The following is a 14442-nucleotide window of genomic DNA, read 5'->3' as shown; positions in this document are numbered from 1 at the left end:
GCATTGATGGTTTCCTTAGATGATATTGTATTAGCTCATGAAAAGATGAAAGGTATCGTACATAGAACTCCTTTAGATTACTCACATACTTTTAGTGAGTATTCAGGTAACGAAATTTATTTAAAGCTTGAGAATTTACAAAAGACAGGGTCTTTTAAAGTACGAGGATCCTATAATAAAATGATTTCATTGAATAAAGAAGAAGTGAAAGAAAGTGGTGTTGTTGCTGCTTCTGCAGGTAATCATGCACAGGGCGTTGCTTATTCAAGTACAATGCTTGGCATTCCATGTACCATTATCATGCCAACCGGAGCTCCACTAAGCAAAGTACAAGCTGCGCGACGGTATGGGGCTAACGTTGAATTACAAGGAACCGTATTCGACGAAGCCCTTTCCTATGCTCAAGAATTAAAAGAGCAAACAGGAGCTGCTTTTATTCATGCCTTTGATGATGACTCGATCATAGCTGGACAAGGAACTGTCGGTCTCGAGATCATAGAACAAGTTCCAGACGTCGATGCCATTGTCTGCCCAGTTGGTGGAGGTGGATTGATCGCCGGTCTAGCAGCTGCAGTGAAAGAAAAGAAACCGTCCATCAAAGTATACGGAATTGAAGCTGCTGCATGCCCAAGTATGGCTGAGTCTCTAAGGAAAGCGGAACCCATAACAGTTGATGCTAGTCCGACAATGGCAGATGGTATTGCCGTCAAAAGGCCAGGTCAACGCTCGTTTCAATTAGTCCAAAAATACGTCGATGAAATGTTCACCGTTGATGAGATGGAAATTGCCCAAACAATGCTCATGCTGCTTGAGAGGAATAAGTTACTAGTGGAAGGATCAGGAGCTGTATCACTTGCTGCCATGATAAATCAAAAGCTCCCTATTAAAGATAAGAAGGTTGTAACTGTTTTAAGCGGTGGAAATGTAGACGTAAGTTTCATATCAAGAATTATTGAAAGAGGAATGGTAGAGGCCGGACGCTTTATGCGTTTCAATACCATTTTGAAAGATAAACCAGGAAACCTTGAAAAAATACTACAAGTTGTAACAGAACACCAAGGAAACATATTAGATATTTCCTTTAGTCATATGGGCAATAAAATTTACCCAAGTTATGCACAACTATCCATTTCTGTTGAAACAAAAGACCATCACCACATTGAAGAGATCTTACATGCGTTAAAGAAAAAAGGATATACAATAGAAATGGTCTGACAAGAACCTTTTTACAAATGTATGTTTCATCTTTCTTTTTAAACCATAACAAAACGCATGTGATTGTCTCCTATGAAACAATCCGTGCGTTTATCCCCATTTCTTCTGCATCGGCATCCATAATCTCATTTTATATTTTTACTCACAAAAAATTCTTGATCCCTCTGCTATTTGCTAATGTTATAATTCTGTTAAAGTCCTATATAGATTCTACTACGCGAAAAAAGTATACACACTTATTTAATTACTACCACCGTTATAGTAAGTGAACCTTTTCACAAATTATTCATCTTAAGTGCTTGCCTAACATTCCTTCTCATTATATGGTAAATATAAGCATATAACTATTATGTGTCACTAAAACCACTATCTATTATCTAAGTCCAGCCATAATCATTCTTCATTAATCAATCTCTTACATTCTCATTTACAAACTATTATTTTCACTATCATGCGTTTCAATTTTGTTTTGTTGGGGTAAAGGTATTTATCATCATCGGCTACTCTTCACTAAATCTATGGAAATTTTCATGAATTCTCACCACTTGTTTCTTCCTACCCCACAATTGGGAGCGTTTAAATTTTCATAGATACGTAAATGAAAGAAAAGATCGGCCTTGCCACTTGTAAAAAAAATTCTCTAAACCAGTCTTTATTACTTTCTTTTTAAGAAATAGTTTATTATAATGATTATATAATAATAATTATTATAGTTTATAAGCTTCTTATGACTAGTCATAATTAATTATTACTTCTTGTACAAAGAAAGGGGAAAAGAATATGGATACTAATAACACTTCAAACACTGGAGGATGCCCGTTTCATCATGGTGGCGCTACAAGTAACAAAACTAGTGGAACAACGAACAGAGACTGGTGGCCAAATCAGTTAAACTTAAATATTTTACATCAACATGACAGAAAGTCTAACCCTATGGGAATTGACTTTGACTATACAGAAGAATTTCAAAAGTTAGATTACGACGCTCTAAAGCAAGATCTTCATAATTTAATGACAGATAGCCAAGACTGGTGGCCTGCTGACTATGGTCATTATGGTCCGTTCTTCATCCGTATGGCTTGGCATGCTGCAGGTACATACCGTACAACCGACGGTCGTGGTGGCGGTGGTACTGGTAACCAACGTTTCGCCCCACTTAACAGCTGGGCTGACAATGCCAACCTTGATAAAGCACGTCGCCTTCTATGGCCAATTAAGCAAAAGTATGGGAACAAAATCTCTTGGGCTGACTTACTCCTTCTAACAGGTAATGTTGCGATTGAATCAATGGGAGGAAAGACATTCGGTTTTGGTGGAGGACGCGCAGACATTTGGCATCCAGAAGAAGATATCTACTGGGGTTCTGAAACAGAAATGCTAGGTGATAACCGTTACACTGGTGATCGCGAGCTTGAGAATCCACTCGCTGCCGTTCAAATGGGTCTAATTTATGTGAATCCAGAAGGGCCAAACGGAAAACCAGATCCCCTTGCAAGCGCTCATGACATTCGCGAAACGTTTGCACGTATGGGAATGAATGATGAAGAAACCGTTGCACTAGTGGCCGGTGGTCATACGTTTGGTAAAGCACATGGTGCTGGAGATGCCGCTCAGGTTGGACCAGAACCAGAAGCCGCTGCTCTTGAAGCACAAGGTTTAGGTTGGCTTAGCACACACGGTAGTGGTAAAGGCCGTGACACAATTACGAGTGGAATTGAAGGTGCTTGGACAGCTAATCCAACAAAATGGGATAATGGATACTTTGATTTACTGTTTGGTTATGAATGGTGGCTCACAAAGAGTCCTGCAGGAGCATGGCAGTGGCTTATTGTTGACCCTGATGAGAAAGATCTTGCACCAGATGCAGAAGATCCATCCGTTCGTGTACCGACTATGATGACGACAGCAGATATGGCGTTACGCCATGACCCAGAATACGAAAAGATTTCTCGTCGCTTCCATGAGAACCCTGAAGAGTTTGCAGATGCATTTGCACGTGCATGGTTCAAACTATTACATCGTGATATGGGACCTAAAGCAAGATATCTTGGCCCAGAAGTTCCCGAAGAAGATCTTATCTGGCAAGATCCAGTTCCAACTGTTGATTATTCATTAACAGATGCAGAAATAAGTGAACTGAAAGAAAAACTACTAAACTCAGGACTTACAGTTAGCGAACTAGTGACAACAGCGTGGGCTTCTGCTAGTACGTTCCGTGGTTCTGATAATCGTGGTGGTGCGAATGGTGCTCGTATCCGTCTTACTCCACAGAAAGATTGGGAAGTGAACCAGCCTGAACAACTTGAAAAAGTATTTGCTGTATTAGAAGACATTCAAAATCAACTAGATAAGAAAGTCAGCATTGCTGATTTAATTGTACTAGGTGGTAGTGCTGCAATCGAAAGAGCTGCACAAGATGCCGGTTTTGACGTAACAGTGCCGTTTGCACCTGGACGTGGTGATGCTACACAAGAACAAACGGATGTAGAAAACTTTGAAGTACTAGAGCCTGTTGCTGATGGTTTCCGCAACTATCAGAAGAAGCAATATAGTGTAACTGCTGAAGAACTCTTAGTAGATAAAGCTCAATTACTAAATCTTACTGCACCTGAAATGACTGCTCTTATTGGTGGTATGCGTGTACTTGGTACAAACTACGGTGGCACACAACATGGCGTATTCACTGACCGCGTAGGGACTCTTTCTAACGACTTCTTTGTTAACTTGCTAGACATGGGAGTAGAGTGGAAGCCTGTAGACAAAGACGTATACGAAGGACGCGATCGCAATACAGGTGAAGTTGTACGCACAGGAACAAGAGTTGACTTAGTGTTTGGTTCTAACTCGGTACTGCGTGCTATTGCTGAAGTTTATGCTCAAGACGATAACAAAGGCAAGTTTGTAAATGATTTTATTGCTGCTTGGGTTAAAGTAATGAATGCAGATCGCTTCGATCTTAAGCTTGGCAAGAAAGCTCAAACAACAAACAACTAAATGTAAGAGAAACCCGCCGTCAGGTTACCGACGGTGGGTTTTCTTAAACCCAATCAAACAAAGCAGCTAGAAATGTTTATCTATTCTGTTTTGTTAGGCTGAATTTTTTATTCTAGTTGCTAGTTAGTTTTGCTGGGTATAGTGAACAGTAAAAGAGCCAATCAATTATTTTTGATTGGCTCTTTGTTCGTTTATTGATTTCCTTTTTTCACCCATTCAGCTACAGTAACTGTACGCTTCGCTTGATGTTTAACAGCTGCCTCTACGTCCTCAATCATTTTGCCATCTTGGCCGACTGTCACACTCACCCCATATGGATTTCCACCTGATGTAAATTGAACTGGATCTGTGTAACCAGGCGATGCAATAATGGCACCCCAGTGATGCATCGATGTATAGAGATTTAAGATTGTTGCTTCTTGACCACCATGCGAGTTTTGCGCTGAAGTCATTGCACTAACCACTTTGTTTACAAGTTTCCCGTTAAACCATAGGCCCCCTGTTGTATCAAGGAATTGCTTCATTTGTGCTGGCATGTTACCAAAACGTGTTGGTACACTAAACACAATTGCGTCTGCCCATTCAAGGTCATCTAACGTTACTTCAGGCACATCTTTCGTTGATTCAACATGTGCTTTCCATCCTTCATTTTCATCAATGACTGATTGTGGAGCAAGTTCAGGTACCTTTAACACTTTAACCTCTGCACCTAGTTCTTTCGCACCTTCTTCAGCCCATTTTGCTAGTTGATAGTTCGTTCCACCCATGCTGTAATAGATAACTGCTACTTTTACGTTTGACATAGAATTCGTCTCCTTTGTTTTTCCGAATAATTTTTCTAATAGACCCATAATCACTGTAACACCCTTCTAATTCAGACTTACTTTCTTACTAATAAGACTGTACCATTTACCTCTAATTAACTTTTCTTTAATTCGAGATATTTAAGCTGATTTTGTAAACGATTTTGATTTATCGTCTTCATTTTTTAAAAATAATTGACCTAGAGAATACAACTTACTACCGTTTAATGCTAGATGAGCTGCAATAGCTAATAATACTAAATCAAAAACATATCCATCTAAAAAGCCAGCTGCTAAATTCACTGTAAAGATGGCTCCAATCATAATTGCTCCTAACAACACAGAAGCAATACGAGTTCCTAAACCAAGAATTAGAGCGATCCCTCCGACTAATTCAATGATTGCCACCACATATGCAAATCCTCCAGGTATACCAATGCTATCGAACCATCCTACTGTATTTTCAATACCACCCTGAAATTTCGTGGCACCATGCGCTAGAAATACAGCTCCTAACACAAGTCGTAATAATAAATTTCCAAGTTCACTTTTGTTTAACATCATTTTCCCTCCGTTAATTTTGTTTTTTAGTTCTAATAAGTATATTACCATTTAATATATCTCTAATTCAAGATATTTTTTTAAAAAAATAAAACCTTTCCTAGAGTTTTGTCTTGGGAAACACTAACTTTAATTAGTAATCTTATAAAAAAAGTCCGATACACCCTCTGGCATATCAGACTTTTCTCAATTTCTGTTGCGAAATTATTATTTACTTAACACTTGTTTAATACGATCAATCGCCCAGTCAAGGTCTTCTTTCGTCATGACTAGTGGTGGTGCAAAGCGAATAACATTCACATGAGTTTCCTTACATAACAGGCCGACTTGCTTTAACTCTTCACAATAGCTTCTTGCCGGAACAGTTAGTTCAACACCGATGAATAATCCTCTACCACGTACTTCTTTAATAATTGAATTGTCAATTTCTTTTAACTTCTGTTGGAAATACGAGCCTAGCTCGTCAGAACGTTCCGCTAGATTCTCTTCAACAATAACATCTAATGCAGCAACAGAAACGGCACAAGCAAGTGGATTCCCTCCAAATGTAGAACCGTGTGATCCTGGTTCAAATACACCAAGAATATCGCTGTTTGCGGCAACAACAGATATTGGCATAACGCCAGCACCAAGTGCTTTACCAAGAATATATACATCAGGTTCAACATCTTCCCACTCACACGCAAACATTCTTCCAGTTCTCGCAAGTCCTGTTTGGATTTCATCAGCAACGAATAAGACATTCTCCTTTTTACAAAGCTCTTGCGCTGCTTTTAAGAATCCTTCTGGTGGGATGATGATTCCTGCTTCACCTTGAATTGGTTCTAGCATAAATGCTGCTGTATTCGGTGTAATCGCCTTTTCTAATGCATCTAAGTCACCATATGGGATTATTTTAATGCCTGGAAGCATCGGACCGAACCCACGCTTATATTCATCATTTGAAGAAAGAGAAACGGCTGTCATTGTGCGACCGTGGAAATTATCTTCACAAACAATAATCTCAGCTTGGCCGGTAGGCACACCCTTCACGTCATAAGCCCAGCGGCGAACAGCTTTAATCGCTGTTTCAACTGCTTCTGCACCCGTATTCATTGGCAAAAGCATTTCTTTTCCAGTTAACTTTGAAACTCTTTCATAAAAAGGTGCTAGTTGATCGTTATGAAAAGCGCGTGATGTTAACGTAATTTTGTCTGCTTGATCTTTAAGTGCTTGAATGATTCTAGGATGACGGTGACCTTGGTTAAGCGCAGAGTACGCACTTAACATATCAATATATTTATTACCCTCTGGATCTTCTACCCATACACCTTCTGCTTTAGAAATAACGATTGGTAGAGGATGATAGTTTTTCGCACCATATTTCTCTGTAGTTTCAATAATTGAGTTTGTTTTTGTTGTCATAGACATATACTATACCTCCTATATTAAAGTTGCTCGCAAGTTAGTTTAGCTTGAGTGAAATGTAATAAGTAGTCTGGTCCTCCTGCCTTAGAATCTGTTCCAGACATATTAAATCCACCAAATGGGTGATATCCGACAATCGCACCTGTGCATCCACGGTTAAAATACAGATTTCCGACATGGAATTCTTCACGTGCTTTTTCCATATTTGCACGATTATTTGTTATAACAGCACCAGTTAATCCGTACTCTGTGTTATTGGCAACATCAAGTGCATGATTGAAGTCTTTTACTTTACAGAACGCAACGACTGGTCCGAAAATTTCTTCCTGCATAATTCTTGCATTCTCATCGACATCAGCAAAGATCGTAGGTTGAATGAAATAACCTTTCGAGTTATCACCTTCTCCTCCAGCAACTAAACGACCTTCTTCTTTTCCTATTTCAATATAGCTCATTACTTTATCAAACGCTTTTTGATCGTTTACTGGCCCCATATTCGTATCATTCACTGGTTCACCGACTATTAATTCTTTCGTTAGCACAAGCGCCTTTTCCAATACTTCATCATATACATCCTCATGAATGACTGCTCTTGAGCACGCAGAACATTTCTGTCCAGAGAATCCAAATGCAGATTGAACGATTGATTGTGCTGCCAGGTCAAGGTCTGCAGTGTTATCAACAACGATAGTGTCTTTACCACCCATTTCAGCGACAACACGTTTTAACCAAATTTGGCCTGGTTGTACTTTAGCAGCTTTTTCATAGATTTCAACACCAACTTGACGAGATCCAGTGAAGCTTATAAAACGCGTTTTAGGATGCTCAACTAAATAGGCTCCAACTTCTGGTCCACTACCAGGGATAAAGTTAACAACGCCTGCAGGAAGACCTGCTTCTTCAAGTACTTCTATAAATTTATAAGCGACAACTGCTGTCGTTTCTGCTGGCTTTAATAGAACTGTATTCCCTGTAACAAGTGCAGCTGATGTCATCCCTGCCATAATTGCAAAGGCAAAGTTCCAAGGTGAAATGACAACACCTACTCCTAATGGAATGTAGGATAATTTATTCTTTTCAATTTTACGGCTTTCAACTGGATAACCTTTCTTTAATTCAATCATTTGACGACCGTAATATTCTAAGAAATCAATTGCCTCTGCTGTATCAGCATCTGCTTCCTTCCAAGGCTTACCTGCCTCGTAAACAAGGTATGCAGAAAATTCATGCTTACGGCGACGAACGATTGCCGCTGCCTTGAATAAAATATCCGCGCGAACTTCTGGGTCCCACTTTTTCCATTTGTTAAATGTTTGATCTGCTACTTTCATTGCTTGTTCTGCTAATTCTGCATTCGCTTTTGAAACTTTACCAACAAGTTGCTCTCTATTTGAAGGATTCTCAGAAATGATTTTCTCTTCCGTCGTCACTCTTTCCCCACCAATAATAAGTGGATAATCCTTACCAAGCTCTGCTTCTACTTGCTTTAATGCTGCTTCAAACTCTTTTCTATTTTTTTCTACCGTAAAGTCTGTAAATGGTTCGTGCTTATAATCGATCATGTTGTATCTCTCCTTCTAGTTTAATTTGTTTGATATCTTATGAGATTTTCTATACATAAAACTCAATGCAATTTACGTGCCAAAACTAGTAGACTTTTTTAAAGAAATCATCATAACCCCTTATCTAGATGGTTTATAATCTTTCTTTATTTTTACTTATTACATAGTTTTTTACTGACGAGCAAATTTTTTCTGAAATCAGCAATACTAAACGCAAAAATCCTTTGCTTGAATAAAATATTTTGCGTTTAAAGAAAAAATATTTTGCGATTGTACTGATCTTATTTCTCGTGACTACTTGCTTAGTCACATCCCCTCGGGAGACAATCTTCTTCTAGAACACCAAGGGGCATTTCTGATATGATTTTATCTCCTGGGTTAACAGATATTTTGTTAACCTTTCCACTTGCCCCTAGCTCTACTTTTTCTAGGATTCCATTTTCAGACTTAATTACAAATAAAGGCTCCCATTCATAAACATAATCCCCTTCATTTACTAAGACCTTTTCAACAACGCCAGTAGAACCACTTGTAATTACGCGATAACTATTCAATTCCTCATCTCTCCTCTTATAAATATCAACTCAACTCTTGTGTTATTTAATCTATAATGCAATAACATGCCACATTTCCTATACATATTTAATGAAATACGCAACACTAGTTAGTAAATTGCTTCGGGCTGTTATTCTTGCTCTTGTGAGTCATAGTGGTTATTACCAACCACGATCTTGCATACGTTCAGACGGCTGTAAATTGGAAATTTCAATCCCTTTCATTGCTGTACCCAGTCCTTTTGATAATTCAGCAATCAGTTTATAATCTTCGTAATGAGTCGTTGCTTCAACAATCGCACGTGCAAAGCGCTCAGGGTTATCAGATTTAAAGATTCCTGATCCTACAAATACTCCGTCTGCTCCAAGTTGCATCATTAATGCAGCGTCTGCAGGAGTCGCTACTCCTCCTGCAGCGAAGTTCACAACTGGAAACTTGCCTGTTTCTTTAATTTGAAGTAATAAATCATAAGAAGCGCCAATATTTTTTGCTTCTGTCATTAGCTCATCCGTTGACATAGAAGCTACTTTTTTAATTTGCGCTTGCATCATACGCATATGGCGAACAGCTTCAACAATATTCCCTGTACCTGGTTCACCTTTCGTGCGAATCATTGATGCACCTTCACCAATACGCCGAGCAGCTTCTCCTAAATCACGTGCACCACAAACAAATGGAACCGTGAAATCATGCTTATAAAGGTGATACACTTCATCAGCTGGTGTTAATACTTCACTTTCATCGATATAGTCAACACCCATCGCCTCAAGTACTTTTGCTTCAACGATGTGACCAATTCTTGCTTTTGCCATGACCGGAATGGAAACAGCATTCATTACCTCTTCAACGATTGTTGGATCTGCCATACGAGCAACTCCACCGGCCGCACGGATATCTGCAGGGACACGCTCAAGTGCCATAACAGCTACGGCACCCGCCTCCTCGGCTATTTTTGCTTGTTCTGCATTGACAACGTCCATAATGACGCCACCTTTTTGCATTTCAGCCATTCCTCTTTTTACGCGATCTGTACCAGTTTGAACCATAATTTTTACTCCTTTTTAAGTCAGCTTGATATATAAAAGTAATAATAGGTCAATCCAAGCACCACAGTTTGGCAAACTTGGATTTCCCTGTTTTGAAAATTGATTAAATGCTTACACCCAACCACGGAAACGTGAAGCTTCTGCCATCTTACGTACACCCACCATGTAAGCAGCTAAACGCATATTCACGTTATGAACTTTTGATGTGTTATAAATATCAGTGAATGATTTCACCATGGTACTCTGAAGTTTTTCGGCAACTTCATTTTCTGACCAATAATAACCTAAGTTGTTTTGAACCCATTCAAAATAAGATACAGTAACGCCACCCGAGCTAGCTAGTACGTCAGGGACTAATAGTATCCCTCGTTCTGTTAATATTTCTGTAGCTTCTAATGTTGTTGGACCGTTCGCTGCTTCAACTACGACTTTCGCCTTAATTTCGTTAGCATTATCCGCTGTGATTTGATTCGATATCGCTGCTGGAATCAAAATGTCACACGGTAACTCTAATAACTCTTCGTTTGTAATGGTATCTTTAAACAGTTTCGTCACTGTTCCAAATGAGTCACGACGATCTAGTAGATATTCAATATCTAGACCTTCTTCTTTATATAGAGCTCCATATGCATCAGAAATGCCAACTACCTTTGCTCCTGCATCATGCATAAATTTGGCCAAATAACTGCCGGCGTTACCAAATCCTTGAACGACTACTTTTGCACCTTTAAGATCAATTCCAACACGTTTCGCTGCTTCTTCAACACAAATGACAACCCCTCGCGCTGTCGCTGTTTCACGTCCGTGAGAACCACCAAGAACTAACGGTTTTCCAGTAATGAAACCTGGTGAATCAAATTCACGAATCCGGCTATATTCATCCATCATCCATGCCATAATTTGTGAGTTTGTAAATACATCAGGAGCAGGAATGTCTTTTGTTGGACCAACCAACTGACTAATAGCGCGAACATAACCACGACTGAGGCGCTCTAATTCGAGCATTGACATTTCCCTTGGATCGCAAATAATTCCACCTTTTCCTCCACCATAAGGCAAATCCGAAATGCCACATTTTAAACTCATCCAGATTGCTAGCGCTTTCACTTCCTCTTCGGTGACATCTGGATGAAAACGAACCCCACCTTTTGTAGGACCAACAGCATCACTATGTTGAGCACGATAACCAGTAAAAATCTTCACTTTACCATCGTCCATTCGTACAGGTATTCTAACTGTTAACATTCTTTGTGGCTCTTTCATCAGTTCATACACTTCATTTGAATATTTTAATTTTGTGAGAGCTTCTTTAATAACAATTTGAGTGGAGTCTAGAAGACTCTTTTGTTGATCAACTTGTAAATTTTTCGGTTGGTCTACAGAAGTTATAGCTGCCATTTTATACACCTCGTCATTTTATATAGATAATAAGTAATCCTTACAGTTACAAATGTTTCTTCACTTACTACTAGTTGCAAACTTCATGCCAATAAAATCAAATTTTATATTTCACGATGATAAATGCTCATTATATCCATACCTAGCAAGCTTTTAAGACAACAATTTTTTTTGATTTTTAGATTATAATAGATTTGAGATTCACCTTTAGCAAATTTTTTAAATAATAATACCTTTCATAGCAAAATTAATTTCCCTATTATGTTTTCACTTTGCAAATTTTTTTTGCTAATACAGTATTTATTTAGAGAAGAATCCCCTTAACGCAAAGGCAACGTTCTGTGGTCTTTCAGCTAACCTTCTCATAAAATATCCATACCAGTCGTTCCCATACGGTACGTAAATTCGCATTTTATATCCTTCTTTGGCCATTTGCTCTTGTAATTCTGTTCGAAATCCATAAAGCATTTGAAACTCAAATTGATCATTTGAAATATTGTTTTCTTTACAAAAACTTTTAATCTCATTAATAATTACATGATCATGGGACGCAATGGCTGTGTAGCTACCATTTAATAAATGTTGTTTAATAATTTCTACGTAGTTTTTATCAACTTCTTTTTTATCTTGATAAGCGACCTCCACTGGCTCTTTATATGCCCCTTTAATTAAACGCAGGTTTACGCCTTTTAAGTTTTCAATGTCGTCCTTTGCACGATATAAATACCCTTGAATTGCTGTCCCTACATGGCCTTTATATTGTTCATACAAATGATTAAAAAGATCTAATGTCACCTGATAATGTTCATAATCTTCCATATCTATACGAACAAAATTGTTATATTTTTTTGCTGTATCTAATATACGTTTCATATTTTCTAAACATAGCTTTTCATCTATATCCAATCCTAATTGCGTCATTTTTAAAGATAAGTTGCAATTTACTCCAGCATCGTAAATAGCATCTAATGTTTTTATGCAATAATCGGTTGAATCTATAGCTTCTTGCCGACTAAAGACAAACTCACCCAAATGATCAACAGTACAGACAAGCCCTTTGGCATTTAGTTTCTTCACCGTTAAAATAGCACTTTCAATTGTCTCACCAGCAACGACTTGGGATGCACCAAATTTAAGGCCCCATCGTTTAGCACTCTTCGTTAGAACTTTATTTCTTGATAAAAAGAGGAAAAAATTTTTAAATACAAGTTCCATGACAACCCCTCCATTACTCAAACTTGTTTCACACAAATTTATATTGCAAATATCGTGCCACTTTTTAAATGCTTACTTGAGTGGTATTTTCATTTATATGAGCAAATTTTTTTTACCTCCATCTTTAAAATCATTTTAATAACGAAAAAAAAATTTGCGTATCTCTTCACTAACAATTAAAATAAAAATAAAGAAAAGATATAGGGGGAATGGGATATGTCACAAAAGCAAAACTTAGATCAACTTTTGCAAATCCAAAAAATTTATGAAACCCTTATAAATGAAATCGATGTTGGTGTTCACGCCATTGACCAAAAAGGAAGAACGATTATTTATAATAGTAAAATGATGGAAATGGAGTCGATGAAAAAGGAAGAAGTTATTAACAAAGATTTTCTTGATGTATTTATGTTCGAAGAGGGCCAGGGGAGTACTTTGCTTAATGCCTTACATCATAGGAAAGAGGTTAAAAATGAAAAACAAACCTATTTTAATAATAAAGGTAAAGAAATAACGACGATTAATAACACCTTTCCTGTTTATGATGGAGATACACCAATCGGGGCAATTGAAGTAGCAAAAGATGTAACCGTTATCGAACGATTAATTAGAAACAATATAAAGAGTAACGGAAACACCCGTTATACATTTGATAGTATCATCGGAAAGAGCTCTGCAATTCAGGAAGTAATTGAAAACACAAAAAGAGCCACTCGTACATCGTCTTCCGTACTCATAGTCGGGGAAACAGGAACGGGTAAAGAATTATTTGCCCAAAGTATTCATAACGGAAGTGAACGTGCATCCGCACCCTTTATTTCTCAAAACTGCGCAGCAATGCCAGATAATTTAATAGAAAGTTTATTATTTGGCACAAAAAAAGGTGCATTTACAGGAGCAACTGACCGACCGGGATTGTTTGAACAAGCCGAAGGAGGCACACTCCTACTAGATGAAATTAACTCATTGAGCCCTATGTTACAGGCAAAACTATTGAGAGCAATCCAAGAAAAATCAATTAGAAGAATTGGAGATACTGTTGATCGAAAAATTGATGTACGAATTCTTTCAACAATTAATGAAGATCCGATTGAGGCCATAGCAAACCAACGACTAAGAAAAGACTTATATTATCGACTTAGTGTCGTATCACTTTTTATCCCTCCTCTTCGTGAACGTAAAGAAGATATTATTCTTTTAATGGACTTTTTCATTAAGAAATACAATCACATGTTCCAAGTCAATGTGAAAGGTGTTTCGGATGAAGTCTTAACACTATTAACCAATTATGACTGGCCCGGAAACATTAGAGAATTAGAGCATGTCATTGAAGGGGCAATAAATTTAATGATTGATGAAAACGTGATTGAGTTATCACACTTGCCATATAATTTTCGAAGTAAACCACAAAACTCTTTGCCACAAGAGCAGTCAATTATTAGCGTCCATGATTTTACAGCAAATGATCAGCAACAACCTTTACGTAACCTGAAAGATTTCTTACTAGAGGCTGAAGATTATTATATAAATAAAGCACTTGATAGACATAAGTATCATATAACAAATGCCGCAAAAGAACTGGGCCTTAGTAGACAAAGTCTGCAGTATAGAATGAAGCGATTAAGTAAAGATACGTAATAAAAAACCTCCACATCTAAGGTGACCCCCAAAAGTTAGACCAAACTT

Annotated in this window: 11 protein-coding genes; 3 read left to right on the top strand and 8 right to left on the bottom strand. The window is 38.0% G+C overall.

Annotated features, from left to right (window positions below):
• Window positions 1-6 precede the first annotated feature (6 nt).
• Together ilvA and katG are read left to right on the top strand one after the other, a co-directional pair.
• Window positions 7-1215: a threonine ammonia-lyase gene (gene ilvA, locus AC1FXZ_RS17010; RefSeq protein ID WP_480055817.1), complete on the top strand. Its 1209-nt coding sequence runs from the start codon at window positions 7-9 to the stop codon at window positions 1213-1215.
• Between the two features lie 780 nt (window positions 1216-1995).
• Window positions 1996-4209 carry a catalase/peroxidase HPI gene (katG, locus tag AC1FXZ_RS17005; RefSeq protein ID WP_480055815.1) on the top strand — a complete coding sequence of 738 codons (2214 nt, stop codon included), beginning with the start codon at window positions 1996-1998 and terminating at the stop codon, window positions 4207-4209.
• 191 nt (window positions 4210-4400) lie between these two features.
• On the opposite strand, the gene wrbA is transcribed toward katG, so the two are convergent.
• The 8 genes from wrbA to AC1FXZ_RS16965 all read right to left on the bottom strand — a co-directional run bounded on the left by wrbA (window position 4401) and on the right by AC1FXZ_RS16965 (window position 12756).
• Complete coding sequence (gene wrbA, locus AC1FXZ_RS17000; protein WP_480055813.1) at window positions 4401-5060, bottom strand: NAD(P)H:quinone oxidoreductase; 660 nt, start codon at window positions 5058-5060, stop codon at window positions 4401-4403.
• 93 nt (window positions 5061-5153) lie between these two features.
• The gene (locus AC1FXZ_RS16995; protein WP_480055811.1) at window positions 5154-5573 is read right to left on the bottom strand and encodes a DoxX family protein; all 420 of its coding nucleotides are present in this window, start codon (window positions 5571-5573) and stop codon (window positions 5154-5156) included.
• Between the two features lie 207 nt (window positions 5574-5780).
• The gene (locus AC1FXZ_RS16990) at window positions 5781-6977 is read right to left on the bottom strand and encodes an ornithine--oxo-acid transaminase (RefSeq protein WP_480056066.1); all 1197 of its coding nucleotides are present in this window, start codon (window positions 6975-6977) and stop codon (window positions 5781-5783) included.
• Window positions 6978-7000: 23 nt separating this feature from the next.
• Window positions 7001-8542, bottom strand: coding sequence for an L-glutamate gamma-semialdehyde dehydrogenase (pruA, locus tag AC1FXZ_RS16985; RefSeq protein ID WP_480055809.1), 1542 nt, complete (start codon window positions 8540-8542; stop codon window positions 7001-7003).
• A gap of 302 nt (window positions 8543-8844) precedes the next feature.
• On the bottom strand, window positions 8845-9096 hold the full coding sequence (locus AC1FXZ_RS16980; protein ID WP_480055807.1) for a biotin/lipoyl attachment domain-containing protein: 252 nt from the start codon (window positions 9094-9096) through the stop codon (window positions 8845-8847).
• Window positions 9097-9258: 162 nt separating this feature from the next.
• Window positions 9259-10143 carry a pyridoxal 5'-phosphate synthase lyase subunit PdxS gene (gene pdxS / locus AC1FXZ_RS16975; RefSeq protein ID WP_480055805.1) on the bottom strand — a complete coding sequence of 295 codons (885 nt, stop codon included), beginning with the start codon at window positions 10141-10143 and terminating at the stop codon, window positions 9259-9261.
• A 111-nt stretch (window positions 10144-10254) separates the two neighbouring features.
• Window positions 10255-11541 carry a Glu/Leu/Phe/Val family dehydrogenase gene (locus tag AC1FXZ_RS16970; RefSeq protein ID WP_480055803.1) on the bottom strand — a complete coding sequence of 429 codons (1287 nt, stop codon included), beginning with the start codon at window positions 11539-11541 and terminating at the stop codon, window positions 10255-10257.
• A 300-nt stretch (window positions 11542-11841) separates the two neighbouring features.
• Window positions 11842-12756, bottom strand: a complete 915-nt coding sequence (locus tag AC1FXZ_RS16965) for a proline dehydrogenase family protein (RefSeq protein ID WP_480055801.1) — start codon at window positions 12754-12756, stop codon at window positions 11842-11844.
• A 216-nt stretch (window positions 12757-12972) separates the two neighbouring features.
• Between AC1FXZ_RS16965 and AC1FXZ_RS16960 the strand changes: the two genes are divergently transcribed.
• Window positions 12973-14394 (top strand): sigma-54 interaction domain-containing protein, encoded by a 1422-nt coding sequence (locus tag AC1FXZ_RS16960; protein WP_480055799.1) that lies wholly within the window; start codon window positions 12973-12975, stop codon window positions 14392-14394.
• Window positions 14395-14442 lie beyond the last annotated feature (48 nt).

The organism is Halalkalibacter sp. HAAS-P014, from assembly GCF_056619965.1.
This window is presented reverse-complemented; position numbering and strand designations above follow the sequence as displayed.